The 25,255-nt window shown below is 59.2% G+C and carries 28 protein-coding genes and 1 pseudogene; 20 read left to right on the top strand and 9 right to left on the bottom strand.

What is annotated here, in order from left to right; all coding sequences use genetic code 11:
• Positions 1-79: 79 nt before the first annotated feature.
• Complete coding sequence (locus ACQ4OE_RS23290; RefSeq protein WP_016985821.1) at positions 80-1,573, bottom strand: aldehyde dehydrogenase; 1,494 nt, start codon at positions 1,571-1,573, stop codon at positions 80-82.
• A gap of 238 nt (positions 1,574-1,811) precedes the next feature.
• On the opposite strand from ACQ4OE_RS23290, the gene ACQ4OE_RS23285 reads away from it, so the two are divergent.
• From ACQ4OE_RS23285 to ACQ4OE_RS23275, 3 genes are all read left to right on the top strand, one after another.
• Positions 1,812-2,174 carry a cupin domain-containing protein gene (locus ACQ4OE_RS23285; protein WP_430948053.1) on the top strand — a complete coding sequence of 121 codons (363 nt, stop codon included), beginning with the start codon at positions 1,812-1,814 and terminating at the stop codon, positions 2,172-2,174.
• Positions 2,175-2,281: 107 nt separating this feature from the next.
• Positions 2,282-2,506, top strand: a complete 225-nt coding sequence (locus ACQ4OE_RS23280; RefSeq protein ID WP_430948052.1) for a hypothetical protein — start codon at positions 2,282-2,284, stop codon at positions 2,504-2,506.
• A gap of 32 nt (positions 2,507-2,538) precedes the next feature.
• Complete coding sequence (locus ACQ4OE_RS23275; RefSeq protein ID WP_430948051.1) at positions 2,539-2,760, top strand: hypothetical protein; 222 nt, start codon at positions 2,539-2,541, stop codon at positions 2,758-2,760.
• Positions 2,761-2,856: 96 nt separating this feature from the next.
• Here ACQ4OE_RS23275 and rpmG read toward each other — a convergent pair whose 3' ends face one another.
• Together rpmG and rpmB are read right to left on the bottom strand one after the other, a co-directional pair.
• Entirely contained in the window at positions 2,857-3,012 is a 156-nt protein-coding gene (gene rpmG, locus ACQ4OE_RS23270; protein ID WP_016772554.1) for a 50S ribosomal protein L33, read from the bottom strand.
• An 11-nt stretch (positions 3,013-3,023) separates the two neighbouring features.
• The gene (gene rpmB / locus ACQ4OE_RS23265; protein ID WP_007920377.1) at positions 3,024-3,257 is read right to left on the bottom strand and encodes a 50S ribosomal protein L28; all 234 of its coding nucleotides are present in this window, start codon (positions 3,255-3,257) and stop codon (positions 3,024-3,026) included.
• Positions 3,258-3,705: 448 nt separating this feature from the next.
• Between rpmB and ACQ4OE_RS23260 the strand changes: the two genes are divergently transcribed.
• Positions 3,706-5,295 carry an ABC transporter substrate-binding protein gene (locus tag ACQ4OE_RS23260; RefSeq protein WP_430948050.1) on the top strand — a complete coding sequence of 530 codons (1,590 nt, stop codon included), beginning with the start codon at positions 3,706-3,708 and terminating at the stop codon, positions 5,293-5,295.
• A 77-nt stretch (positions 5,296-5,372) separates the two neighbouring features.
• Here ACQ4OE_RS23260 and radC read toward each other — a convergent pair whose 3' ends face one another.
• Positions 5,373-6,047 carry a RadC family protein gene (gene radC / locus ACQ4OE_RS23255; protein WP_122594517.1) on the bottom strand — a complete coding sequence of 225 codons (675 nt, stop codon included), beginning with the start codon at positions 6,045-6,047 and terminating at the stop codon, positions 5,373-5,375.
• 135 nt (positions 6,048-6,182) lie between these two features.
• On the opposite strand from radC, the gene coaBC reads away from it, so the two are divergent.
• The 5 genes and pseudogenes from coaBC (at position 6,183) to ACQ4OE_RS23230 (ending at position 10,791) form a co-directional block, all read left to right on the top strand.
• The gene (gene coaBC, locus ACQ4OE_RS23250; RefSeq protein ID WP_430948049.1) at positions 6,183-7,391 is read left to right on the top strand and encodes a bifunctional phosphopantothenoylcysteine decarboxylase/phosphopantothenate--cysteine ligase CoaBC; all 1,209 of its coding nucleotides are present in this window, start codon (positions 6,183-6,185) and stop codon (positions 7,389-7,391) included.
• 5 nt (positions 7,392-7,396) lie between these two features.
• Positions 7,397-7,852, top strand: coding sequence for a dUTP diphosphatase (dut, locus tag ACQ4OE_RS23245; RefSeq protein ID WP_122594515.1), 456 nt, complete (start codon positions 7,397-7,399; stop codon positions 7,850-7,852).
• Between the two features lie 228 nt (positions 7,853-8,080).
• Positions 8,081-9,457 (top strand): annotated as a pseudogene (locus ACQ4OE_RS23240) (phosphomannomutase/phosphoglucomutase); the annotation flags it as partial.
• Between the two features lie 17 nt (positions 9,458-9,474).
• Complete coding sequence (gene argB / locus ACQ4OE_RS23235; protein ID WP_064389560.1) at positions 9,475-10,380, top strand: acetylglutamate kinase; 906 nt, start codon at positions 9,475-9,477, stop codon at positions 10,378-10,380.
• A gap of 198 nt (positions 10,381-10,578) precedes the next feature.
• A complete protein-coding gene (locus ACQ4OE_RS23230) occupies positions 10,579-10,791 on the top strand; it encodes a hypothetical protein (protein WP_430948048.1) in 213 nt (70 codons plus the stop codon).
• A 104-nt stretch (positions 10,792-10,895) separates the two neighbouring features.
• Here the strand turns inward: ACQ4OE_RS23230 and pyrE are convergent, their stop codons facing one another.
• Positions 10,896-11,540, bottom strand: coding sequence for an orotate phosphoribosyltransferase (gene pyrE / locus ACQ4OE_RS23225; protein WP_122594512.1), 645 nt, complete (start codon positions 11,538-11,540; stop codon positions 10,896-10,898).
• A gap of 82 nt (positions 11,541-11,622) precedes the next feature.
• On the opposite strand from pyrE, the gene ACQ4OE_RS23220 reads away from it, so the two are divergent.
• On the top strand, positions 11,623-12,402 hold the full coding sequence (locus ACQ4OE_RS23220) for an exodeoxyribonuclease III (RefSeq protein ID WP_430948047.1): 780 nt from the start codon (positions 11,623-11,625) through the stop codon (positions 12,400-12,402).
• Between the two features lie 68 nt (positions 12,403-12,470).
• Here ACQ4OE_RS23220 and gltS read toward each other — a convergent pair whose 3' ends face one another.
• The 3 genes from gltS to rph form a co-directional block, all read right to left on the bottom strand.
• The gene (gene gltS, locus ACQ4OE_RS23215; protein ID WP_430948046.1) at positions 12,471-13,679 is read right to left on the bottom strand and encodes a sodium/glutamate symporter; all 1,209 of its coding nucleotides are present in this window, start codon (positions 13,677-13,679) and stop codon (positions 12,471-12,473) included.
• Between the two features lie 376 nt (positions 13,680-14,055).
• Positions 14,056-14,421 (bottom strand): DUF4870 domain-containing protein, encoded by a 366-nt coding sequence (locus tag ACQ4OE_RS23210; RefSeq protein WP_122594510.1) that lies wholly within the window; start codon positions 14,419-14,421, stop codon positions 14,056-14,058.
• A 28-nt stretch (positions 14,422-14,449) separates the two neighbouring features.
• Positions 14,450-15,172, bottom strand: a complete 723-nt coding sequence (rph, locus tag ACQ4OE_RS23205) for a ribonuclease PH (RefSeq protein WP_122594509.1) — start codon at positions 15,170-15,172, stop codon at positions 14,450-14,452.
• Between the two features lie 270 nt (positions 15,173-15,442).
• On the opposite strand from rph, the gene ACQ4OE_RS23200 reads away from it, so the two are divergent.
• From ACQ4OE_RS23200 to ACQ4OE_RS23175, 6 genes are all read left to right on the top strand, one after another.
• Positions 15,443-16,306 (top strand): YicC/YloC family endoribonuclease, encoded by an 864-nt coding sequence (locus ACQ4OE_RS23200; RefSeq protein ID WP_430948045.1) that lies wholly within the window; start codon positions 15,443-15,445, stop codon positions 16,304-16,306.
• A gap of 12 nt (positions 16,307-16,318) precedes the next feature.
• Entirely contained in the window at positions 16,319-16,939 is a 621-nt protein-coding gene (gmk, locus tag ACQ4OE_RS23195) for a guanylate kinase (protein ID WP_430948044.1), read from the top strand.
• 167 nt (positions 16,940-17,106) lie between these two features.
• Positions 17,107-17,370, top strand: a complete 264-nt coding sequence (gene rpoZ / locus ACQ4OE_RS23190) for a DNA-directed RNA polymerase subunit omega (protein ID WP_122594506.1) — start codon at positions 17,107-17,109, stop codon at positions 17,368-17,370.
• A 57-nt stretch (positions 17,371-17,427) separates the two neighbouring features.
• A complete protein-coding gene (gene spoT, locus ACQ4OE_RS23185; RefSeq protein ID WP_064589822.1) occupies positions 17,428-19,533 on the top strand; it encodes a bifunctional GTP diphosphokinase/guanosine-3',5'-bis pyrophosphate 3'-pyrophosphohydrolase in 2,106 nt (701 codons plus the stop codon).
• A gap of 24 nt (positions 19,534-19,557) precedes the next feature.
• A complete protein-coding gene (locus ACQ4OE_RS23180) occupies positions 19,558-19,938 on the top strand; it encodes a RidA family protein (RefSeq protein ID WP_003229509.1) in 381 nt (126 codons plus the stop codon).
• A gap of 69 nt (positions 19,939-20,007) precedes the next feature.
• Positions 20,008-20,748, top strand: coding sequence for a hypothetical protein (locus ACQ4OE_RS23175; RefSeq protein ID WP_430948043.1), 741 nt, complete (start codon positions 20,008-20,010; stop codon positions 20,746-20,748).
• A 138-nt stretch (positions 20,749-20,886) separates the two neighbouring features.
• Here ACQ4OE_RS23175 and ACQ4OE_RS23170 read toward each other — a convergent pair whose 3' ends face one another.
• A complete protein-coding gene (locus ACQ4OE_RS23170; RefSeq protein ID WP_430948042.1) occupies positions 20,887-21,744 on the bottom strand; it encodes an SDR family oxidoreductase in 858 nt (285 codons plus the stop codon).
• Between the two features lie 188 nt (positions 21,745-21,932).
• On the opposite strand from ACQ4OE_RS23170, the gene exbB reads away from it, so the two are divergent.
• The 4 genes from exbB to ACQ4OE_RS23150 all read left to right on the top strand — a co-directional run bounded on the left by exbB (position 21,933) and on the right by ACQ4OE_RS23150 (position 25,253).
• Positions 21,933-22,892, top strand: coding sequence for a tonB-system energizer ExbB (gene exbB, locus ACQ4OE_RS23165; protein ID WP_122594503.1), 960 nt, complete (start codon positions 21,933-21,935; stop codon positions 22,890-22,892).
• Between the two features lie 6 nt (positions 22,893-22,898).
• Positions 22,899-23,327, top strand: a complete 429-nt coding sequence (gene exbD, locus ACQ4OE_RS23160; RefSeq protein ID WP_053125060.1) for a TonB system transport protein ExbD — start codon at positions 22,899-22,901, stop codon at positions 23,325-23,327.
• Positions 23,324-24,070, top strand: a complete 747-nt coding sequence (locus tag ACQ4OE_RS23155) for a TonB family protein (RefSeq protein ID WP_038359287.1) — start codon at positions 23,324-23,326, stop codon at positions 24,068-24,070. The genes exbD and ACQ4OE_RS23155 overlap by 4 nt, the downstream gene beginning before the upstream one ends.
• Positions 24,071-24,323: 253 nt before the next feature.
• Positions 24,324-25,253 (top strand): hydrogen peroxide-inducible genes activator, encoded by a 930-nt coding sequence (locus ACQ4OE_RS23150; RefSeq protein WP_007920331.1) that lies wholly within the window; start codon positions 24,324-24,326, stop codon positions 25,251-25,253.
• Positions 25,254-25,255 lie beyond the last annotated feature (2 nt).

Raw genomic sequence — 25,255 nt, 5'->3', positions numbered from 1 at the left:
GCTTTCGCGAGCAAGCTCGCTCCCACAGGGGATCTCTGTATGGTTCGGGAGCCTGATTGAGTCAGGCTCCCTTAACGGCTTACAGCTTGATCCACGTCGCCTTCAGCTCGGTGTACTTGTCGAACGCGTGTAGCGATTTATCGCGGCCGTTACCCGACTGTTTGAAGCCGCCGAACGGTGCGGTCATGTCGCCGCCGTCATACTGATTGACCCACACGCTGCCGGCACGCAGGGCCTTGGCGGTCAGGTGCGCCTTGGAGATATCCTGGGTCCACACTGCGGCGGCCAGGCCGTACGGCGTGTCGTTGGCGATCTGGATGGCTTCTTCGGCAGTATCGAAAGCGATGACCGAGAGCACCGGGCCGAAGATCTCTTCCTGAGCGATCTTCATCGCGTTGCTCACACCGTCGAAAATCGTTGGCTCAACGTAAGTGCCACCGGTTTCCTGAAGAATGCGCTTGCCGCCGGCGACCAGTTTGGCGCCATCGGTATGACCGGATTCGATGTACGACAGCACAGTGTTCATCTGCTGGGTATCGACCAGCGCACCGACGTTGGTCGCCGGATCCAGCGGATTGCCCGGTTTCCAGGTTTTCAGCGCCTCGATCACCATTGGCAGGAATGTGTCCTTGATCGAGCGCTCGACCAGCAGACGCGAACCGGCGGTGCAGACTTCGCCCTGGTTGAAGGCGATGGCGCTGGCGGCGGATTCAGCGGCAGCTTGCAGATCCGGCGCATCGGCAAAAACGATGTTCGGGCTCTTGCCACCGGCTTCCAGCCAGACGCGTTTCATGTTCGATTCGCCAGAGTAGATCATCAGTTGCTTGGCGATCTTGGTCGAACCGGTGAACACCAGTGTGTCGACATCGTTGTGCAGGGCGAGCGCCTTGCCGACGGTGTGACCGTAGCCCGGCAGTACGTTGAGCACGCCCTTCGGAATACCGGCCTCAACGGCCAGCGCAGCGATGCGAATAGCAGTCAGCGGGGATTTTTCCGACGGCTTGAGGATTACCGAGTTACCGGTCGACAGCGCCGGACCGAGTTTCCAGCAGGCCATCATCAGCGGGAAGTTCCACGGCACGATGGCGCCGACCACACCGACTGGCTCGCGGGTTACCAGACCGAGTTGATCGTGCGGCGTCGCTGCCACTTCATCGTAGATCTTGTCGATCGCTTCACCGCTCCAGCTCAACGCTTGCGCAGCGCCAGGAACGTCGATGTACAGCGAATCGCTGATCGGCTTGCCCATGTCGAGGGTTTCGAGCAGGGCCAGTTCTTCAGCGTGCTGTTTCAGCAGGCCGGCGAAACGAATCATGGTGGCTTTGCGTTTGGTCGGCGCCAGACGCGACCACACGCCGGAATTGAAGGTAGCGCGGGCATTTTCCACGGCGCGCTGGGCGTCGGCGGCGTCACAGCTGGCAATCTTGCCGAGCAGACGGCCATCGACCGGGCTGATGCACTCAAAGGTCTCGCCGGAGACGGCGTCGGTGTATTCGCCATTGAGGTAGGCGCGGCCTTCGATCTTCAGGTCGCGGGCGCGTTGTTCCCAGTCGGCACGAGTCAGGGTGGTCATTGAAGTGTCCTCCTCTTGTTGAATACGAGCGCCGCGCGATCTTCGCCAGCGTCCTCAGGAATTCTGCACGGCCAGCCGTTTTTTCGGCCAGAGGCACCCGCCACCCTAAACCAGGCACCGGGTTTGTTTCAATATATTTGACATAAGGTGGCCATACGGCCTTGCGGTGTTGATTTTAATCAACATAGACTTTGGCCCTTTCCAGCCAATCGCGCCGTATTCACGGGGGATAACAACAATGAACATCCAGAACGTCGTCGACATCAGCCTGACCAGCAGCGAAGCCGAACGCTATCGCCCGGATCCGGCCAAAGTGCTCAAGGGTGATCCTGAACAGGCCGTGTTCCATCAATACGACAGCCCTTGTGGGCAGATGGGCGTCGGCGTGTGGGAAGGTGCGGTCGGGCAGTGGACGGTGAACTACACCGAGCATGAATACTGCGAGATTTTGCAGGGCGTTTCGGTGCTGCGGGACAGCGATGGCAATGCCAAGACGTTGCGTGTGGGCGACCGGTTTGTGATTCCGGCGGGGTTTCGTGGCACTTGGGAAGTGCTTGAGGCTTGCCGCAAGATCTATGTGATCTTCGAACAAAAAGACTGAGACCGTATAACTATTTACCGCACCCCGCAGTTCTGGTCGGCGGATTATCAATCGGCATCTCGATTCACGAGGTGCCTTGATAACCACTTTGCCGCAAGGAATGCAGCATGCCCAACGCCACGACTTACACCAATGCACAAATACTCGATCTGTTGAGCCCCATCATCGGCCTGACCTATTCCGAAAAACTCCAGCAGTTGATCGAAAACATCACCCGACGCCCGGTTCGCGCCCTGACCCAAGACAGCGAGATGACCCTTGATATGCGTTCCGACCGTATCAATCTGTTCCTGGACAACGCTCACAACATCACCCGAATTGCTTTTTTCTAAGCGCTGGATCTATTTGCCGCAAGGAATGCAGCATGCCCAATACCACGACCTACACTGATGCCCAAGTACTCGACCTGATCAACTCGGTCATCGGTGCGCAATACTCCGAAGCCTTGCGCCAGCAAGTAGAAGACACCACCGGACGTCCTACCCGCCCATGGGGCAACTATGTGGGGACCTATGACGCACGCGCTGAACGCATCAACCTGAACGTCAACGCCGATGACAGGATCATCTCGATCTATTTTGGCTAACCGCCAGTTAAGCGCTGCCGGGACGGTTTTTTTCAGGCAACAAAAAAGGCCCGTATCGTGAGATACGGGCCTTTTTCGTAAGTCAGGAAAAATCAATTACTTGATTTTGCCTTCCTTGTACATCACGTGCTTGCGAACAACCGGATCATATTTCTTGATCTCGATTTTGTCCGGGGTAGTACGCTTGTTCTTGTCGGTAGTGTAGAAGTGACCAGTACCGGCGCTCGAGATCAAACGAATCAATTCACGCATGATTAGCTCCCTTAAATCTTGCCATCGCGGCGAAGTTCGGCGAGCACGACAGTGATGCCACGCTTGTCGATGATACGCATGCCTTTGGCAGATACGCGCAGACGCACAAAACGTTTCTCTTCTTCAACCCAGAAGCGGTGATGCTGCAGGTTCGGCAGGAAACGACGACGGGTTTTGTTGTTTGCGTGGGAAATGTTATTCCCAGTCACCGGACCCTTACCGGTAACTTGACATACTCTCGACATGCCTCAGCCCTCTAAAACCACATGCCCAACCCGGCATGGGTTGGCCGCTTAATCTCTCAGTCATTTGGCGCCAGGCGCCGCGTTTCTTTAGAGGTCTTACCGGCTACACCTACAGTGAAGGAACCGGGCCCCTAGAAAAGAGCGCTGCTTTATACCAGAAAGACTGAGGTGCAACAACTTTCCGTGTGCAATCAATCCACAAAAAGGCGTTTTTCCAGCCTGCGAACGCCTTGGATAAAGGCTGGCACAGACTTTTACCACTCGTCGCAGAAAATCACTTCTACGACGGTTGCAGACTTTTTGCGCGGCACCGCGGTCTGAAAAACTGCCATCACTGTGCCCTTAAAATGCAAAAAGGGGATAGTCATTTGTAATCCAGCCCTCTAGGGTAGGCCTTTTCCAGACTGCACTTGCAGATGGGCCTTCGATCTGTAAAAGGAAACCGACCATGCGCCTCGCTGCCCTACCCCTGTTGCTCGCCCCGCTCCTGCTGAGCCCACTGGCCCAGGCCGCCGCGCTGAGCGTCTGCACCGAGGCCAGCCCGGAAGGGTTCGACGTGGTGCAATACAACTCGCTGACCACCACCAACGCTTCAGCCGACGTGCTGATGAACCGACTGGTGGACTTCGACACCGCCAGCGGCAAAGTCGTCCCGAGCCTGGCCGACAGCTGGGAAGTCAGCACCGATGGCCTGGCGTATGTGTTCAAGCTGCACCCGCAGGTGAAGTTTCACACGACCGAATACTTCAAGCCGACCCGCGAGCTGACCGCCGAAGACGTCAAATTCAGCTTCGACCGCATGCTCGACCCGGCCAACCCGTGGCACAAAGTCGCCCAGAGCGGCTTCCCGCACGCACAGTCGATGCAGTTGCCGGCGCTGATCAAGAAGATCGACGCACTTGATCCGCTGACCGTGCGCTTCACCCTTGATCATCCGGATTCGACCTTCCTGGCAACCCTGAGCATGGGCTTCGCTTCGATCTATTCTGCCGAATACGCTGACAAACTGATGAAGGCCGGCGCGACCGACAAGCTCAACAGCCAGCCAATCGGCACCGGCCCGTTCGTGTTCACCCGTTTCCAGAAAGACGCCGCGATCCGCTACAAGGCCAACCCGGATTACTTCGGCGGCAAGCCTGCGGTCGATCCGTTGATCTTCGCCATCACCCCGGACGCCAACGTACGCCTGCAAAAGCTGCGACGTAACGAATGTCAGATCGCCCTGTCGCCGAAACCACTCGACGTACAGGCCGCGCTGAAAGAACCGACGTTGAAAGTCGAAAAGACTGACGCGTTCATGACCGCTTTCGTCGGCATCAACAGCCAGCATCCGCCGCTGGACAAGCCGGAAGTGCGCCAGGCGATCAACCTCGCCTTCGACAAGGCCAACTACATCAAAGCTGTGTTTGAGGACACCGCCGAAGCGGCCAACGGCCCTTACCCGCCGATCACCTGGAGCTACGCGAAGAACCTGCCGGGCTACCCGCACGATGTCGCCAAAGCTAAGGCGTTGCTGGCCAAGGCCGGGTTGAAGGACGGTTTCCAGACCACTATCTGGACGCGTCCTTCCGGCAGCTTGCTGAATCCGAACCCGAGCCTGGGTGCACAGATGCTGCAGTCAGATCTGGCGGAAATCGGCATTCAGGCAGAAATCCGCGTGATCGAGTGGGGCGAGCTGATTCGTCGCGCCAAGGCCGGCGAGCATGATCTGCTGTTCATGGGCTGGGCCGGCGATAACGGCGACCCGGATAACTTCCTCACGCCGCAATTTTCCTGCGCGGCGGTCAAGTCGGGCACTAACTTCGCGCGTTACTGCAACGCTGATCTGGACAAGCTGATCAGCGCCGGCAAGACCACCAGCGAGCAAGGCGTGCGCACCAAGCTGTACGAGCAGGCACAGACGCAGATTCAGCAGCAGGCGTTGTGGTTGCCGCTGGCGCACCCGACGGCTTACGCATTGACGCGTAAAGATGTGCAGGGTTACTCCGTGAGCCCGTTTGGGCGGCAGGACTACTCCAAAACCAGCGTCAAGCCGTAAGCGGCAAGCCTCAAGCTAGAGCCCTCCGCGCATGGCTCTAGCTTGCCGCTTGTAGCTCGACGCTTGTCGCTGCTTTTTCACATCCAGCCACACTCCGCCATCGACAGCGGCTCGCCGTCACCGACGATGAAGTGATCCAGCACACGCACATCAATCAACTCCAGCGCCTTCTGCAGACGCTTGGTCAGCAATCGATCAGCCTGACTGGGGTCAGTGTTCCCCGACGGGTGGTTGTGGCACAGGATCAACGCCGCCGCGTTATTGGCCAAACATCGCTTCACGACCTCGCGGGGATGCACGCTGGTGTTGTCGATCGAGCCACGGAAAAGTATCTCGAAATTCAGGACTTGATGTTTGGAGTCGAGAAACAGGCAACCAAACACCTCATGCGGCTCGTGACGCAGCATCGATTTCAGATAGTCGCGAACAACCTGAGGGTTTTCCAGCGCCGGTTTCTGCCGTGATTTCTCAGCCAGATGCCGCCTGTTCATTTCCTGAGCCGCTTGCAGTTGCGCAAACTTCGCCGGCCCGAGACCCAATTGTTTGCTGAATGCGTCCTGATCGGCCTCAAGCAGCAAACGCAGGCTGCCAAATTGAGTCAACAGGTTGCGCGCCAGATCCACAGCACTTAATCCGGGCAACCCGGTACGCAGAAAAATCGCCAATAACTCAGCGTCCGAAAGGCTCGCTGCCCCATGTTCCAATAACCTTTCCCGCGGGCGTTCCGCCGCAGGCCAATCGCGAATACTCATACACATTCCCTGTCTGTGGGCGCCGCTGTTCCGTAGCGGTCGCTGTGATATCTTAGCCCATCTTTTTTGCGGGCGAATTCACTCTGGGGAGGGGGGTTCGCCACGTATGTCACCCACGAAATGAAAGGCAGACCTATGCAGCGGCTGTATCGGAAACGCATCGTTCTGGGCGTCGGCGGCGGCATCGCGGCCTACAAGAGCGCAGATCTGGTTCGTCGCCTGATCGACCAGGGCGCTGAAGTGCGCGTGGTCATGACCCATGGCGGCGCCGAGTTCATCACCCCGCTGACCATGCAGGCCCTGTCCGGCCACCCTGTACACCTCGACTTGCTCGACCCGGCCGCAGAAGCCGCGATGGGCCATATCGAGCTGGCGAAATGGGCCGATCTGGTGCTGATCGCCCCGGCCACCGCCGACCTGCTCGCCCGTCTGGCGCAAGGCATTGCCAACGATTTGCTGACCACACTGGTGCTTGCCACTGACGCCGTCGTGGCTGTCGCGCCGGCCATGAATCAGGCGATGTGGCGCGACCCGGCGACTCAGGCCAACCTGCAACTGCTAGAGAGCCGTGGCCTGAAGACTTTCGGCCCGGCCTCCGGCAGCCAGGCCTGCGGCGACGTCGGTATGGGCCGGATGATGGAAGCCACCGAACTGGCGCAATGCGCAGCGGACTGCTTTCAGCGTCAGGCACTGACCGGCAAACACGTCGTGATTACCGCCGGCCCGACGCAAGAAAACATCGATCCGGTGCGCTACATCACCAACCACAGCTCCGGCAAAATGGGGTTTGCCCTCGCCGAAGCAGCGGTTGAAGCCGGCGCTCGGGTCACGCTGATCAGCGGCCCGGTGCATCTGCCGACGCCGGATCGCGTCACGCGTATCGACGTGGTCAGCGCCCGCGACATGCTCGCGGCCTGCGAAGCCGCGATTCCGTGCGACGTGTTCATTTCCTCGGCAGCGGTCGCGGACTACCGCCCGGAAGTCGTTGCCCCGCAAAAACTCAAGAAAGATCCTACGAGCGGTGACGGCTTCGTCCTGCAAATGGTGCGTAACCCGGACATCCTGGCCACCATCGCAACCCGTCCCGACCGTCCGTTCAGTGTCGGCTTTGCCGCCGAGACCGAACACCTGCTCGACTACGCTGCACGCAAGCTGAAGGACAAGAATCTCGATTTGATCGTCGCCAACGACGTCGCCAACCCGAGCATCGGTTTCAACAGCGAAGAAAACGCCTGCAGCGTGATTGACCGTGCGCTGCACGCCACGGTTTTCGCCCAGACCAGCAAGAGCAAGATCGCTCGCCAACTGGTCACTTTTATCGCCGAACGTCTGAACCAGGTTTAATTTACATGCACGCTTTGCAAGCCAAGATCCTCGACCCACGCATCGGTACTGAATTCCCGCTGCCGCAATACGCCACCCCGGGCTCCGCCGGCCTCGACCTGCGCGCCATGCTGGATCAGGACATCGTGATCAAACCGGGTGAAACCGTGCTGATCCCCACCGGTCTGTCGGTTTACATCGGCGACCCGAACCTCGCCGCGCTGATCCTGCCGCGCTCGGGCATGGGCCATAAGCACGGCATCGTGCTGGGCAACCTGGTCGGCCTGATCGACTCCGATTACCAGGGCCCGCTGATGGTGTCGTGCTGGAACCGTGGCCAGTCCGATTTCACCATGACCGTCGGCGAACGTCTGGCGCAATTGGTCCTGGTACCGGTGGTGCAGGCGCACTTCGAAATGGTTGAAGAGTTCGTCGAAACCGAGCGCGGGACCGGCGGTTTCGGGCATACCGGCACGAAGTAACCCCACAAAAAATGCGCAACATCGACAGCAGGTTTTAATACTGAAAATCAAGGTTTTGCCGGCCGAACGCCACGCCAGCCAAGGCGTCATGGCCCTTTCACACCACGAACTCTCTGTGGAAAACGCCGTCATACCCTTCAGTTTGAGCCTGCCGTCGAACGATTCGTCGGTCTGTCCCGCCACTTTCGAGATGGAGCATTTCCGTAGATGAGCACCCCCGCCAAGATCGCCCCGAAGCTGCCCGACAGCATTTTCCGCGCCTATGACATTCGCGGCACCGTGCCAGAATTCCTCAATGCCGAAACCGCTTACTGGATCGGCCGCGCCATCGGTTCGCAGAGCCTCGCTGAAGGCGAGCCGAACGTGTCCGTCGGGCGCGACGGTCGCTTGTCCGGCCCTGAGCTGGTTGCAGAACTGATTCGTGGTATCGCCGAGAGCGGCTGCCACGTCAGCGATGTAGGCCTGGTGCCAACGCCGGCGCTGTACTACGCCGCGAACGTCCTGGCCGGCAAGTCCGGGGTGATGCTTACCGGCAGCCACAACCCGTCGAATTACAACGGCTTCAAGATCGTCATCGCCGGCGACACCCTCGCCAACGAACAAATCCAGGCCCTGCACGAGCGCCTCAAGACCAACAACTTGAGCAGCGGCAATGGCAGCGTCACCCAGGTCGAAATCCTCGACCGCTACAACACCGAAATCGTCCAGGACATCAAACTGGCGCGGCGCATGAAAGTCGTAGTCGACTGCGGCAATGGCGCGGCCGGCGTGATCGCCCCGCAATTGATCGAAGCGCTGAACTGCGAAGTCATCCCGCTGTTCTGCGAAGTCGACGGCAACTTTCCGAACCACCACCCGGACCCGGGCAAGCCTGAAAACCTCGTCGACCTGATCGCCAAGGTCAAGGAAACCAACGCCGACATCGGCCTGGCTTTCGACGGCGACGGCGACCGTGTCGGCGTGGTGACCAACACCGGCAGCATCGTCTACCCGGATCGCCTGTTGATGCTGTTTGCCCGTGACGTAGTGGCGCGCAACCCGGACGCGGAAATCATCTTCGACGTCAAATGTACCCGTCGCCTGGTGCCGCTGATCAAGGAATACGGTGGTCGACCGCTAATGTGGAAGACTGGTCATTCGTTGATCAAAAAGAAAATGAAACAATCCGGCGCGCTATTGGCCGGTGAAATGAGCGGGCACATCTTCTTCAAGGAGCGCTGGTTCGGTTTTGACGACGGTATCTACAGCGCCGCACGGCTGCTGGAAATCCTCAGCAAGGAAAAATCCACCGCGGAAGAGCTGTTCGCGACCTTCCCGAACGATATTTCTACGCCGGAAATCAATATCCATGTGACCGAAGAGAGCAAATTCAGCATCATTGATGCACTGCACGACGCTCAATGGGGCGCAGGCGCTGACCTGACCACCATCGACGGCGTGCGTGTCGATTACGCCAAAGGCTGGGGCCTGGTGCGCGCGTCCAACACCACACCGGTGCTGGTGCTGCGCTTCGAGGCCGATGACGAGGCTGAATTGCAGCGCATCAAGGACGTGTTCCACGCCCAGTTGAAACGTGTTGCACCTGATCTCCAACTACCGTTCTGATCCACCCGGAGCCCTGAATGACCCTCGAACGCGATGCCGCCGCCAACACTGCCAAGGTCCTGTCCGAAGCGCTGCCTTACATCCGACGTTATGTCGGCAAGACCCTGGTGATCAAATACGGCGGCAACGCGATGGAAAGCGAGGAGCTGAAAACCGGCTTCGCCCGCGACATCGTGCTGATGAAAGCCGTCGGCATCAACCCGGTGGTCGTGCACGGTGGCGGCCCGCAGATCGGTGATCTGCTCAAGCGCCTGTCGATCGAAAGCCACTTCGTCGATGGCATGCGCGTCACTGACGCAGCGACCATGGACGTCGTGGAAATGGTCTTGGGCGGTCAGGTCAACAAAAGCATCGTCAACCTGATCAACCGCCACGGCGGCAGCGCCATCGGCCTGACCGGCAAAGACGCCGAGCTGATTCGTGCGAAGAAACTCACCGTCACCCGCCAGACGCCGGAGATGACCCAGCCGGAAATCATCGACATCGGCCACGTTGGCGAAGTCATCGGGATCAACACCGACTTGCTCAACCTGCTGGTCAAAGGTGATTTCATCCCGGTGATCGCGCCGATCGGCGTCGGCGCCAACGGTGAGTCGTACAACATCAACGCTGACCTGGTGGCCGGGAAAGTGGCCGAAGCGCTGAAAGCCGAGAAGCTGATGTTGCTGACCAACATCGCCGGCCTGATGGACAAGTCGGGCACGGTGTTGACCGGTCTGAGCACGCAGCAAGTCGACGATTTGATCGCCGACGGCACCATCTACGGCGGCATGCTGCCGAAAATCCGCTGCGCACTGGAAGCGGTGCAGGGCGGCGTGGGCAGTTCGTTGATCATCGACGGTCGCGTGCCGAATGCGATCCTTCTGGAAATCTTCACCGATACGGGTGTGGGCACGCTGATCAGCAATCGCAAACGTCCCTGATCGCTGAAGCGTAAAAGATCGCAGTCTGCGGCAGCGCCTACGGAATTTCAGTTGTATGAATTCGCTGTAGGAGCTGACGAAGTCTGCGATCTTTTTTGTGCACGAGAGAAACGTCCGACGCTCATCAACGAAGCGTCCGACATCGCGAAAGCACCAATCCCCATAGGATCTCCGCTGAATCCACAGGAGATCTTCCCCATGCAAAAAGACCACGTACCTTACGGCAGTGACGTTTCGGCAGGCACCTATGAGTGTGCAGACTGTGGGCGCGAATACTCGAACCAGTCGAAAACCTCGCTGCCACCGTGCCCCGATTACCAACCCAGCACTCATGTGCTCAATGGCTGGAATATCTTGAGCGGTCAGGGCGATGCGGCGGCAGATCCGTACCCGGGCCAGGCTGCCAACTAGTCAAAAATAAAAAAGACCCCGTTCAGCCTGACTGAACGGGGTCTTTTTTTGCAGCGCAATCCCAGTGGTAGCGAGGTTGCTCCCCCAGGTTTGTCACAAAGCCATCAAACGCCGAATTGGGCGCGATACGCTTCAACGGCTGGCAGGTGTTGTTTGAGCAGCGGATCGTCAGCGAGGAATTCCAGCACCTGATTCAGCGAAACAATGCTGATCACCGGGATGCCGAAATCGCGCTCGACTTCCTGAATCGCCGACAACTCACCGTTGCCACGCTCCTGACGGTTCAGGGCGATCAGCACGCCGGCGGCTTTGGCGCCGTCCTGCGAGGCGATGATCTGCATCACTTCGCGGATCGCGGTGCCCGCGGTGATCACGTCGTCGATGATCAGCACTTCGCCAGTCAACGGCGCGCCAACCAGACTGCCGCCTTCGCCGTGAGCCTTGGCTTCTTTACGGTTGAAACACCATGGCAAGTCACGGTTGTGGTGCTCAGCCAGCGCGACGGCGGTAGTCGCCGCCAACGGGATGCCTTTGTAGGCCGGGCCGAACAGAACGTCGAAAGGAATGCCGCTTTCGGCGATGGCTGCGGCGTAGAAACGCCCCAGCTGCGCCAAGGCCGAGCCCGAGTTGAACAGGCCGGCGTTGAAGAAGTAGGGACTGGTGCGCCCGGACTTCAGGGTGAACTCACCGAAGCGCAAAACGCCGCGATCGATGGCAAAACGAATGAAATCGCGCTGATACGCTTGCATGAAAAAAACCCCAAATACCACGGATTTAGCTAATTAGCTTGACGCCGTGTATCATACACGCACGCGATTTTTGGGGCCATTTATGCGGATCATCAGTGTGAACGTCAATGGTATTCAGGCTGCAGTCGAGCGTGGTTTGCTCAGTTGGCTGCAAGCACAGAATGCCGACGTCATCTGCCTGCAGGACACCCGTGCCTCCGCCTTTGAACTGGATGACCCAGCCTTCCAACTGGATGGCTACTTCCTTTATGCCTGCGATGCTGAAGTCCCTGCCCAAGGTGGCGTGGCTTTGTATTCGCGGTTGCAACCGAAGGCTGTCATCAGCGGTCTCGGTTTCGAGACGGCCGACCGCTACGGGCGCTACCTGCAAGCAGATTTCGACAAAGTCAGTATTGCCACCTTGCTGCTCCCTTCGGGGATGAACGGCGATGAGGACTTGAACCAGAAGTTCAAGCTCATGGACGATTTCGGCAAGTATCTGGACAAACAGCGACGCAAACGTCGCGAGTACGTTTATTGTGGCTCGCTGTATGTTGCGCAGCAGAAGCTCGACATCAAGAACTGGCGCGACAGCCAGCAATCCCCGGGCTTCCTGGCGCCAGAACGCGCCTGGATGGACGAGATTGTCGGCAACATGGGTTATGTCGATGCCCTGCGCGAAGTCAGCCGTGAAGGCGACCAGTACAGCTGGTGGCCGGACAACGAACAGGCCGAGATGCTTAATCTGGGCTGGCGCTTCGATTACCAGATCCTGACACCAGGCCTGCGACGCTTCGTGCGCAGTGCACGCCTGCCACGTCAGCCGCGGTTCTCGCAGCACGCGCCGCTGATCGTCGACTACGACTGGACGCTGACGATCTAAGCGTCTTTTAGAAATACAAAAATGCCCGTATCGCAGGATACGGGCATTTTTTATGCGTCAGTCAAAGCCTAGACAGCCGCGAAGAACGGCAGCGCCAGATACAACTTGATCACGATGACATTGATGATGTCGATGAAGAACGCCCCGACCATCGGCACCACCAGAAAAGCGATCTGCGACGGCCCGAAACGCTGCGTCACCGCCTGCATGTTGGCGATGGCGGTCGGTGTCGCGCCGAGGCCGAAGCCGCAATGCCCGGCAGCCAGCACCGCGGCATCGTAGTTACTGCCCATTACCCGGAACGTCACGAAAATCGCGAACAACGCCATAACCAAGGCCTGCACCGCCAGAATGATGAAGATCGGCAAGGCCAGCGCAGCCAGATCCCACAACTTCAGTGACATCAGCGCGATCGCCAGGAACAGCGAGAGACTGACGTTGCCCAGCACCGAGACTTCACGCTCAAATACCTGATACAAGCCCAATGCTGACAGACCATTACGCAGAACCACACCCACGAACAAGACACACACGAACGTCGGCAACTCGAGCGCAGTCCCCAATAGCCAGCCATTGAGCAGGCTACCGGCCAGCAGGCTGACGGCAATCAGTGCCAGGGTTTCGATAAACGAGAAAGGCGTGATCGAGCGCTCTTTGTTCGGTTGCTCAAAGCCCTTTGGCAGTCGCGGTGTTTCCTGTTGATTGCAGCCAGGCACCTCCACACGCTTGATCAGCAAGCGCGCAACCGGCCCACCAATCAGACCACCCAACACCAGACCAAACGTCGCAGAGGCCATTGCCAGCTCGGATGCGGAGGCCAGACCATACTTCTCGCTGAACACCGTGCCCCACGCGGCGCCGGTGCCATGGCCGCCCGCCAGGGTGATGGATCCTGTCAGCAGCCCCATCAACGGGTCGAGACCGAGCATTGTCGCCAACCCGATACCCATTGCGTTCTGCACCACCAACAGCCCGGTGACGGCCAGCAGGAAAATCCCGACGATGCGCCCGCCTTTCTTCAGACTGGCGAAATCGGCACTCAGACCGATGGTGGCAAAAAAGGCCAGCATCAGCGGTGTTTGCAGCGAGGTATCAAAGCGCACTTCAACGTCGAATGATCGCAACATCAACAAAAGCAACGCGACTACCAAGCCACCTGCCACGGGTTCGGGAATATTGTAACTGCGCATAAAACCAACACGTGTAACAAGTCCGCGCCCAAGTAAAAGCACCAGGGAAGCGGCCACAAGCGTTCCGTAAAAATCGAGCTGAATCATTTGGATTGTTCTTGGCTATATTCAGGGGCGAACTTTTACCCGCATCCACCCCATGAACCGGCTGATTGTCTCAACACTGGTTACTGTGGAATTCAAAAGCCTTCGATGGCTTGAATATATCGGAATATTTCAGAAGCAATATGAAGCGCGGCAACTTTAGCAATCGCCAAAGCCAATTGCCAAGGGCACGGACAGGCGCCGAGCCCTGCAGTTGTGACTAAACATGTAATTATTGAATCAATAAAAAATATCAACTACCGTTTATCACCATCAGAAAATTCCTACATACCAAGGTAACTAATTAAGTTGCACAAATAAAAATGCCCCTACAAGTAGGGGCATTTGTTGTAAACAGTACTGACTGCAATTCAGCTATTTATTTGATCAAGCGCCAGGTAAACGGATAACGATAAGGAAAACCCTCATTAGCCTTCACACCCGCAATGATCGTCAGAATCAACGCACCAATGGCCAGAAGACCAAACAGAAAGAATCCGATAATCAGCACCATCAGCAAGAAACAGATGGCCGAGGCGATAGCGACGGTGATCTGAAAATTCAGCGCCTCTTTACCCTGCGCATCAATGAACGGATCCATCTCGCGCTTCATCTGCCACAGGATCAGCGGCCCGATCAACGTACCGAACGGAATCCAGATCCCCAGCAAGGCGGACAAGTGACAAAACATCGCCCATTGGCGAACCTCCTGGCTCGGTTTGGGCAGCAACTCTTGCTCACTCATCGCGTCCTCCTTGCGGTTATGAACCTGCTCAGTCGGCCAGTGCAGCCTTTTGCAGTTCAAAGATTTCGTTCATGCCTTTCTTGGCCAGTTCCAGCATCGCGTTCAGGTCTTCAGGCTGGAACGGCGCGCCTTCGGCGGTGCCCTGCACTTCGATGAAACCACCGGTGCTGGTCATTACTACGTTGAGGTCGGTCTCGGCAGCGGAATCTTCAAGATAGTCCAGATCCAGCACCGCCTCGCCCTGATACATGCCGACCGATACTGCGCCGATCATTTGCTTGAGCGGGTCGCCGCCTTTCAGGCCGCCGCGCTTCTTGATCACTTTCAACGCGTCAACCAAGGCAACCATAGCGCCGGTGATGGAAGCCGTGCGAGTACCGCCGTCAGCCTGGATCACGTCGCAATCGACGTACAGGGTCACGTCGCCCAGCTTCGACATGTCCAGCGCAGCGCGCAGGGAGCGGCCGATCAGACGCTGGATTTCCAGGGTGCGACCGCCCTGCTTGCCACGGCTGGCTTCACGCTGGTTACGCTCGCCAGTGGCGCGCGGCAGCATGCCGTACTCGGCAGTCAACCAACCCTGGCCCTGACCCTTGAGGAAGCGCGGTACGCCGTTTTCGACGCTGACGGTGCAGATGACTTTGGTATCACCGAATTCGACCAGCACCGATCCTTCGGCGTGTTTGGTGTAGTTGCGGGTAATGCGGATCGAGCGGAGCTGATCGGCAACGCGACCACTTGGACGTTTCATAGGAAATACCTGTACTGGGGACGGAAAACTGCCGAGCATTATAGAGCGCTGCACCGCGACTGGGCACTGCTTAAAAAACCCGGGCGACGACCGAAGCCGCTGAAACACGCATTACCGACGGGCTGCAGCCCTTTGTCACACCGTGTGTTTGGGCGCATTCGCCGCACTGCGCTACAATCCTGCGCCTTTGCTGCCAGTCGGCTTACATTCATTGATATCGCGCCTGCGGAACGACTGTTCCGCGCCGATCTGCATTGCGAGGTCACCGCCATGGTGCACAGCATGACCGCCTTCGCCCGCGTCGAGAAAGCCGGCGCACAGGGCACCCTGAGCTGGGAACTGCGCTCGGTCAACAGCCGCTATCTGGAACCGCACCTTCGTCTGCCGGAGTCGTTTCGCGATCTCGAAGGCGCCGTGCGTGAAGCGCTGCGTCAGGGCCTGTCGCGAGGCAAACTGGAATGCACCTTGCGCTTCACCGAAGAAAGCACCGGCAAGGCGCTGCAAGTCGATCGCGAGCGCGCCGCGCAATTGGTCGCTGCCGCTGAGACCATTGCTGACCTGATCAAAAACCCTGCGGCACTGAATCCGCTGGAAGTACTGGCCTGGCCCGGCGTGCTGGTCGGCGATGCAACTGATCCGCAGGCGCTGAACGCCGAAGCGCTGGCCCTGTTCAATCAAGGCCTGAAAGAACTGAAGGCTGGCCGCGAGCGCGAAGGCGCGGAGCTGGCGCGGTTGATCAACGAGCGCCTGACGTCGATCGAAGAAGACGTCGTGACTCTGCGTGAACTGGTGCCGCAGATGCTGGCAACCCAACGCCAGAAAGTCCTCGACCGCTTCGCCGACATGAAGGCTGAGCTGGACCCACAGCGCCTCGAACAGGAAATGGTCATCCTCGCGCAAAAGAGCGACGTGGCCGAAGAACTGGATCGCCTGAGCACCCACATCATCGAAGTGCGCCGCGTGCTCAAGTCCGGCGGTGCAGCCGGTCGTCGCCTCGACTTCCTGATGCAGGAGCTCAACCGCGAAGCCAACACACTGGGCTCCAAGGCCTTCGATCCGCGCAGCACCCAAGCCGCCGTCAACCTCAAGGTGTTGATCGAGCAGATGCGCGAACAAGTGCAGAATATTGAGTAAGGCAACCCTGACATGACCCACAGCACCGGCACCCTGTACATCATTTCCGCCCCTTCGGGCGCGGGCAAGAGCAGTCTGGTCAAGGCTTTGACCGACGCCAAACCGGAGATCCGCGTTTCGGTTTCGCACACCACCCGTGCCAAGCGTCCGGGCGAAGTGGATGGCGTGAACTACAACTTCGTCTCCCGCGAAGCCTTCGTGAAAATGGGCGAGCATGGCGATTTTCTCGAGCGCGCCGAAGTGTTCGGCAACCTCTATGGCACCTCGCAAAGTCACCTGCAGCAAACCCTGGACGCTGGCCACGATCTGATTCTGGAAATCGACTGGCAAGGCGCCGAGCAAGTGCGCAAGCTGATGCCGCAGGCGCGTTCGATCTTCATTCTGCCGCCGTCGCTGCAAGCCCTGCACCAGCGTCTGACCAACCGTGGCCAGGACAGCGACGAAATCATCGACGGTCGTATGCGTGAAGCGGTCAGCGAGATGAGCCATTACGTCGACTACGACTACTTGATCATCAACGACGATTTCGCCCACGCGCTGGATGATCTGAAGGCGATTTTCCGCGCCAATCAGCTGATTCAGAAGCGCCAGCAGCAGCTTCATGGCAAATTACTGGCCGAACTGCTCGGTTAATCAGCACTTCCCAAAATGCCTGCAAGCGCTTTACATTGGTGCTTGCAGCGCGTTGAAGGGCTTGGTTAAAAAATCAGCGCTTCCCTAATCGCTGGTGATTTTTTAAACTGTTGAGTCCGCTCGCCCAACCGGGCAGCGCGCATCTTGCATTCGCTCCGAGGAATACCATGGCCCGCGTAACCGTTGAAGACTGCCTAGAACACGTGGATAACCGCTTTGAGCTGGTCATGCTCTCTACCAAGCGTGCCCGTCAACTGGCCACCGGCGGCAAAGAGCCACTGGTCCAGTGGGAAAATGACAAGCCGACCGTTGTCGCCCTGCGTGAAATCGCTGAAGGCCTGATGAGCTACGAGTTCATCGCCGAGCAAGAAATCGTCCACGAAGATCCGGTCTTCGCTGCGTTCGAGGACGAGTCCAACGAGGCCGTTTAAGCCTATGCCTGGTCGACGTAGCACGGCGCGGGATCACAGCTTACGGCAGGAGTCATCATGCCGAGCATAGACGCCCTCGCCGATCGCTTATCGACCTACCTCGGCAATGACCAGGTCAACCTGGTCCGCCGAGCGTATTTCTACGCCGAACAAGCCCATGACGGTCAGCGCCGTCGCAGTGGCGAGGCGTACGTCACGCATCCTCTTGCCGTGGCCAATATTCTTGCCGACATGCACATGGATCATCAGAGCCTGATGGCCGCGATGCTGCATGACGTGATCGAAGACACCGGTATCGCCAAGGAAGCGCTGCAAGCGCAGTTCGGTGAAACCGTGGCCGAACTGGTCGACGGGGTCAGCAAACTGACCCAGATGAATTTCGAGACCAAAGCCGAAGCCCAAGCCGAAAACTTCCAGAAAATGGCCATGGCCATGGCGCGCGACATTCGCGTGATCCTGGTCAAGCTCGCCGACCGCCTGCACAACATGCGCACGCTGGAAGTGCTGTCCGGCGAAAAACGCCGGCGGATCGCCAAGGAAACCCTCGAAATCTACGCGCCCATCGCCAACCGGCTGGGCATGCATGCGATTCGCATCGAATTCGAAGACCTCGGCTTCAAGGCCATGCACCCGATGCGTTCCGCGCGGATCTACCAGGCCGTCAAGCGCGCCCGGGGCAACCGCAAGGAAATCGTCAACAAGATCGAAGAATCCCTCGGACATTGCCTCGCGATCGACGGCATCCAGGGCGAAGTCAGCGGTCGCCAGAAACACCTCTACGGCATCTACAAGAAAATGCGCGGCAAGCGTCGGGCCTTCAACGAGATCATGGACGTCTACGCGTTCCGGATCATCGTCGATAAGGTCGATACCTGCTACCGCGTGCTAGGCGCTGTACATAATTTGTACAAACCGTTGCCGGGGCGCTTCAAGGATTACATCGCGATCCCCAAGGCCAACGGCTACCAGTCGCTGCACACCACGCTGTTCGGCATGCACGGCGTACCGATCGAGATTCAGATCCGCACCCGCGAAATGGAAGAGATGGCCAACAACGGCATCGCCGCCCATTGGCTGTACAAATCCAGCGGTGATGAGCAGCCGAAAGGTACTCACGCCCGCGCCCGCCAGTGGGTCAAAGGCGTGCTGGAAATGCAGCAACGTGCCGGCAACTCGCTGGAATTCATCGAGAGCGTGAAGATCGACCTGTTCCCGGACGAGGTCTACGTCTTTACGCCTAAAGGCCGGATCATGGAGCTGCCGAAAGGCTCCACGGCGGTCGACTTTGCCTACGCGGTGCACACCGATGTCGGCAACAGCTGCATCGCCTGCCGGATCAATCGGCGTCTCGCACCGCTGTCCGAACCGCTGCAAAGCGGCTCCACGGTCGAGATCGTCAGCGCCCCCGGTGCACGGCCAAACCCGGCGTGGCTCAACTTCGTCGTTACCGGCAAGGCGCGCACGCACATCCGCCATGCGCTGAAACTGCAACGCCGTTCCGAGTCCATCAGCCTCGGCGAACGCCTGCTGAACAAGGTGCTCAACGGTTTCGACAGCGCACTGGAGAAGATTCCAGCCGAACGCGTCAAGGCCATGCTCACCGAGTATCGCCTCGAACTCATCGAAGACCTGCTCGAAGACATTGGCCTCGGCAACCGCATGGCCTATGTGGTCGCCCGCCGCCTGCTCGGTGAAGGCGAACAGTTGCCAAGTCCGGAAGGCCCTCTGGCGATCCGCGGCACCGAAGGTCTGGTGCTCAGCTACGCCAAGTGCTGCACGCCGATCCCGGGCGACCCGATTGTCGGGCACCTGTCGGCGGGCAAAGGCATGGTCGTGCACCTGGACAACTGCCGCAACATCAGCGAAATCCGGCACAACCCGGAAAAATGCATCCAGCTCTCGTGGGCCAAGGATGTCACCGGCGAATTCAACGTCGAACTGCGCGTTGAGCTGGAGCACCAGCGCGGCCTGATCGCCCTGCTGGCCAGCAGCGTCAACGCAGCCGACGGCAATATCGAGAAAATCAGCATGGACGAACGCGATGGTCGCATCAGCGTTGTCCAGTTGGTGGTCAGCGTCCACGACCGTGTGCACCTGGCCCGCGTGATCAAGAAGCTGCGCGCCTTGACCGGAGTGATCCGCATCACCCGCATGCGTGCATAACTCAACCATTACAAGGAGTCATACATGACCAAGACTGTTATCACCAGCGACAAGGCCCCGGCCGCCATCGGTACTTACTCCCAGGCGATCAAGGCAGGCAACACCGTTTACATGTCGGGTCAAATTCCTCTGGACCCAAAAACCATGGAACTGGTTGAAGGCTTCGAAGCCCAGACCGTTCAGGTGTTCGAGAACCTCAAAGCCGTGGCCGAAGCTGCCGGCGGTTCGTTCAAGGACATCGTCAAACTGAACATCTTCCTCACCGACCTGAGCCACTTCGCCAAGGTCAACGAGATCATGGGCAAATACTTCGACCAGCCATACCCGGCCCGCGCTGCCATTGGCGTTGCTGCCCTGCCAAAGGGTTCGCAGGTTGAAATGGATGCCATTCTGGTCATCGAGTGATGCGCACGGCGCGGCCTTCAAACGCCGCGCCGACTGCTCAGCAAGACAAGGTTTTGAAAGGATTCCACCATGCGCAAAGCGCTAGCTCTCCCGCTGCTCGCCATTTTCCTCGGCGGCTGCGCCAGCAACCCTGCCGACCGTGATATCAGCGGCACCTGGATCAATCAGGTGGCGATCGATGCTGCAGCCAAGGGCGGCCCCCTGCGCGAAGCGCTTCAGGCTTATGGCCCGAATCTGGAATGGGACGTCAACACCAAGGCCAGTCAGGCCCGCTACACCAACGGTTTTGAGAACGTCGAAGGACGGCTGCTGGGTGAGAAATCCGGCGCCTGGAAAGTCGACTTCTATGGCAGCTCGGCCAGTGAGTTGAAACGCGATGGCGGGCAACTGCAGCAAGCCGCCAGCGATAACGAGCCCGAGCAGCTATTCGACCGCGCACAGATTCCTGTGCCGGAAGGCGCACCCATCGGCGCCAGTTTCGAACGTGCGCTGTATTCGGCCTATCTGGGCGGTGACTGGAAAATCACCAGCGGTCAGGGCGAAGGCAATACCGTGCAATTCCAGGCGGATGGCCAGGTTTCCGGTCTGCCGGGCGCCGATCGTTATGCGTTGTGCCTCGCGGGCGATTGCGCGTCGATGAGCAACGGCAACGACAGCATGTGGCTGCAACAGAACGGTCAGGGCAATAACTGGATCTTTGTGCGCAAGGGCAAAGAGCTGGAAATCCTTCAGGCAGTGAACGCCGCTCAAGCGGACGAACAACCACAGTTCACCGCCGGTGAGCGCAAGTGGTTGCTCGAGAAGCAGTAACCTGGTTGCAATAACACCGTAGATCAATGTGGGAGCGAGCCTGCTCGCGAAAGCAGTTTGTCAGTCACAGCAATATTGCCTGATACACCGCATTCGCGAGCAAGCTCGCTCCCACAGTTGTTTTGGGGTGTCCGGGAGTCAGGATTTACCTTCAAGGATTGCGGCATAACCCTCGCGAAAGCTTGGGTACTTAGGCGTCCAGCCCAGCGCCTTCACCCGCGCATTGCTGCAGCGCTTGCTGCCGGTTCGGCGCACGCTGGCGTCATCCGCCCACTCGGTCACCCCCAGATACTCGCGCAACCAGCCCACCACTTCGGCCAACGGTGCCGGCGCATCGTCGACGCCAATGTAGAAATCATCCAGCTTCACGCCCTGCCGATCCTTCTCCAGCAGAAACGCCAGCAACCCTGCCGCGTCGTCAGCATGAATCCGGTTGCCATACAGCGGCGGCTCAACCGCCACGCGATAGCCACGGCGCACCTGCGTCAGCAGCCATTCGCGGCCCGGGCCGTAGATGCCGGTCAGGCGCAGGATGCTCGCCGGGATGCCGCTGTTGAGCGCGACCTGCTCCGCTTCAAGCATCAGTCGCCCGGAATAACCCGTCGCCACTGTTTCGGACTTTTCATCGACCCACTCGCCGTCCTGCTGCCCATACACGCTGCTACTGGAAACGAAGATCAGCCGCTCGGGCGTTTGCCCGTAGTCATCCAGCCAACTCAGTACATTCTGCAAACCCTGCACGTAAGCCGCGCGATAACCGGCCTCGTCGTGATCGGTGGCCGCTGCGCAATACACCAAGTAATCCACCGCCCCCACCGGCCAGGTCGCGGGGCAGTCTTCGCTGAACAGGTCGCCGGCAACGCCGATCACCCCGTGAGGCAGCTTCGAGACGTCCCGGCGCAGGCCGTGAACTTCCCAGCCAGCCGCCAGCAATTGGGTGGCCAGACGACTGCCAACATCACCACAACCGGCAATCAAAACAGAAGGCGCAGACATCAAAAAACTCCAATCGGAAAGGCACAGACTAGCGCCGACAAAGGACGAGCGGCTAGCAATCCAGGAAAAAAAGATACTCTATTACTTTTGTTAACAAGAATTACTTGCAATAATGCACGCCACTTTTGTTCTCGGCCTTACGAGGCCTGGTAGAGCATCACCGTTTTTCTATCTCAGGTCCGGCCAGCATGACACGTAATCAAATCCCCGCTTCGCCAACCAAACGACCTCGCGCTTTTAGCGCGGTGGCGGCCCTGTTGCTCAGCCTGATGCTGGCACCGACCGCCGCTTTCGCCGACGCCCAGGCGCCAGCCGCACCGGCCGCGACCGAACAGCACGCCCCTGCTGCTGAAGCCCCGGCCGCCGCTCCGGCTGCGACCGATCCGGCGCAGGCAGTCGACGCTGCCGACGTGCCTGAAGTGCTCGAAGCCGACAACAGCTTGGGCATGGCCCACGACCTGTCGCCGTGGGGCATGTACCAGAACGCCGACATCATCGTGAAAATCGTGATGATCGGTCTGGCCATCGCCTCCATCATCACCTGGACCATCTGGATCGCCAAAGGCTTCGAGCTGATGGGCGCCAAGCGTCGTCTGCGTGGCGAAATCGCCGCCCTGAAGAAAGCCACCACCCTTAAAGAAGCCAGCGCCACCGCCGGCAAAGAAGGCACCCTCGCCAACCTGCTGGTGCACGACGCGCTCGAAGAGATGCGCCTGTCGGTCAACAGCCGCGAGAAAGAAGGCATCAAGGAACGCGTCAGCTTCCGCCTCGAGCGCCTCGTCGCTGCCTGCGGTCGCAACATGAGCAGCGGCACTGGCGTGCTCGCCACCATCGGTTCCACCGCGCCATTCGTCGGTCTGTTCGGTACCGTATGGGGCATCATGAACTCCTTCATCGGCATCGCCAAAACCCAAACCACCAACCTCGCCGTCGTAGCACCGGGTATCGCTGAAGCGCTGCTGGCCACCGCGCTGGGTCTGGTTGCCGCGATTCCAGCCGTGGTGATCTACAACGTGTTCGCCCGCTCCATCGCCGGTTACAAGGCGCAGGTTTCCGATGCGTCGGCAGAAGTCCTGCTGCTGGTCAGCCGCGACCTCGACCACCAGCCTGAGCGCAGCTCCCAGCCGCACATGGTCAAAGTGGGGTAATCGGCCATGGGCCTGCATTTGAAAGAAGGCGCAGACGACGATCTGGCCGAGAACCACGAAATCAACGTCACGCCGTTCATCGACGTGATGCTTGTGCTGTTGATCATCTTCATGGTCGCCGCTCCCTTGGCCACCGTGGACATCAAAGTCGACCTGCCTGCCTCGACCGCCAAACCGGCGCCGCGGCCAGAGAAACCGGTGTTCCTCAGCGTCAAGGCTGACCAGCGCCTGTTCCTCGGCGAAGACGAAGTGAAACCCGAAGCACTGGGTGCCACCCTCGACGCCAGAACCAAGGGCAAGAAAGACACCACCATCTTCTTCCAGGCTGACAAGGGCGTGGATTACGGTGACCTGATGAGCGTGATGGATAACCTGCGTTCCGCCGGTTACCTGAAGGTCGGTCTGGTCGGACTTGAGACGGCAGCCAAGAAATGATCACGACGCGCCATAAGCTGACGCGTTACAGCGGTAGCCTGGCCGTGGTGCTGGGCGTTCACGCGCTGGCCATCGCGCTGGCGCTGAACTGGACCGCCCGACCGCCCATCGAATTGCCGCCGCAGGCAATGATGGTCGAGCTGGCCCCGGTTCCGGCCCCGCCACCGCCTGCTCCGCCGAAAGTCGTCACACCGCCGCAGCCACCGGCTCCGGTTGAAGAGTTGCCGATTCCGAAACTGGCCGAAGCACCGAAAGCTGAAATCGCGGTGCAGAAGCCCAAGCCGAAGCCAAAGCCAAAACCGCCGAAGCCGGTCGAGAAGAAGCTGCCTGATCCACCGAAGGAAAAACCTTCCGAGGAGAAGCCGGCCGACACGCAACCGACTCAGGCGCCGACGGAGAAATCCGCTCAGCCTGCACCGGGTCCGTCGCCTGCGCAGATGGCTGCCAAAGCCAGTTGGCAAGGCACCCTGCTCGCGCATTTGGCCAAGTACAAAAAGTACCCGGCCAGTGCTCAGGCACGGGGCAAGGAAGGCTTGAACCGCCTGCGTTTTGTGGTCGATGCTGAAGGTAATGTGCTGTCGTTCGAACTGGTGGGCCGCTCCGGCAACGCTGATCTGGACCGGGCTACCCTGGAAATGATCCGCCGCGCGCAACCGCTGCCCAAGCCACCGGCCGACATGCTCAACAACGGCTCGATTGAAATTGTTGCGCCGTTTGTTTACTCCCTCGAACGCCGCCGTTAAGAAACACCGCCATACCTGTGGGAGCGAGCCTGCTCGCGAAGAGGGCGTGTCAGTCAGCTCATGTTTGTCTGACCCACCGCTTTCGCGAGCAGGCTCGCTTCCACAGGGGTTATGTGGTGACGAAAGGTGCCTTTTGCGTATCTGCGCACTGCAAGCCTGGATTGCCCGGTGTCGCATTGCGCACTCAGTCTGATAACGTGCGTCTATCGATTGCAGCCGGTATGCTTGGCCCGCATCTTCATGGACGCTTGCTATGACCCTCACAGAATTACGCTACATCGTTACCCTCGCCCAAGAGCAGCATTTCGGCCACGCCGCCGAACGTTGCCACGTCAGCCAGCCGACCCTGTCGGTGGGCGTGAAAAAGCTTGAAGACGAACTCGGTGTGCTGATTTTCGAGCGCAGCAAAAGCGCCGTGCGCCTGACCCCGGTCGGCGAAGGCATCGTCGCCCAGGCGCAGAAGGTTCTGGAGCAAGCCCAAGGCATCCGCGAGCTGGCCCAGGCAGGCAAGAACCAACTGACTGCACCGCTGAAAGTCGGCGCGATCTACACCGTCGGCCCGTACCTGTTCCCGCATCTGATTCCACAACTGCACCGGGTCGCCCCGCAGATGCCGTTGTACATCGAAGAAAACTTCACTCACGTGCTGCGCGACAAACTGCGCAACGGCGAGCTCGACGCGATCATCATCGCCCTGCCGTTCAACGAAGCCGACGTGCTGACCCTGCCGCTCTACGACGAGCCGTTCTACGTCTTGATGCCGGCCCAGCACCCGTGGACCCAGAAAGAAACCATCGATGCCGGCCTGCTCAACGACAAGAGTCTGCTGCTGCTCGGCGAAGGTCACTGCTTCCGTGATCAAGTGCTGGAAGCTTGCCCGACCCTGACCAAGGGCAACGACGGCGCCAAACACACCACGGTCGAATCCAGCTCGCTGGAAACCATTCGCCATATGGTCGCGTCCGGTCTGGGCATCTCGATCCTGCCGTTGTCGGCGGTCGACAGCCATCACTACGCCCCCGGCGTGATCGAGGTGCGCCCACTGTCGCCGCCGGTGCCGTTCCGCACCGTGGCCATTGCCTGGCGTGCAAGTTTCCCTCGGCCGAAAGCCATCGAGATTCTCGCCGATTCCATTCGCCTGTGCTCGGTGGCCAAGCCAGCGGCACCGGTTACGGCCGGTTAAGC

Source organism: Pseudomonas sp. WC2 (assembly GCF_050586545.1).
Taxonomy (GTDB): domain Bacteria; phylum Pseudomonadota; class Gammaproteobacteria; order Pseudomonadales; family Pseudomonadaceae; genus Aquipseudomonas.
This window is presented reverse-complemented; position numbering and strand designations above follow the sequence as displayed.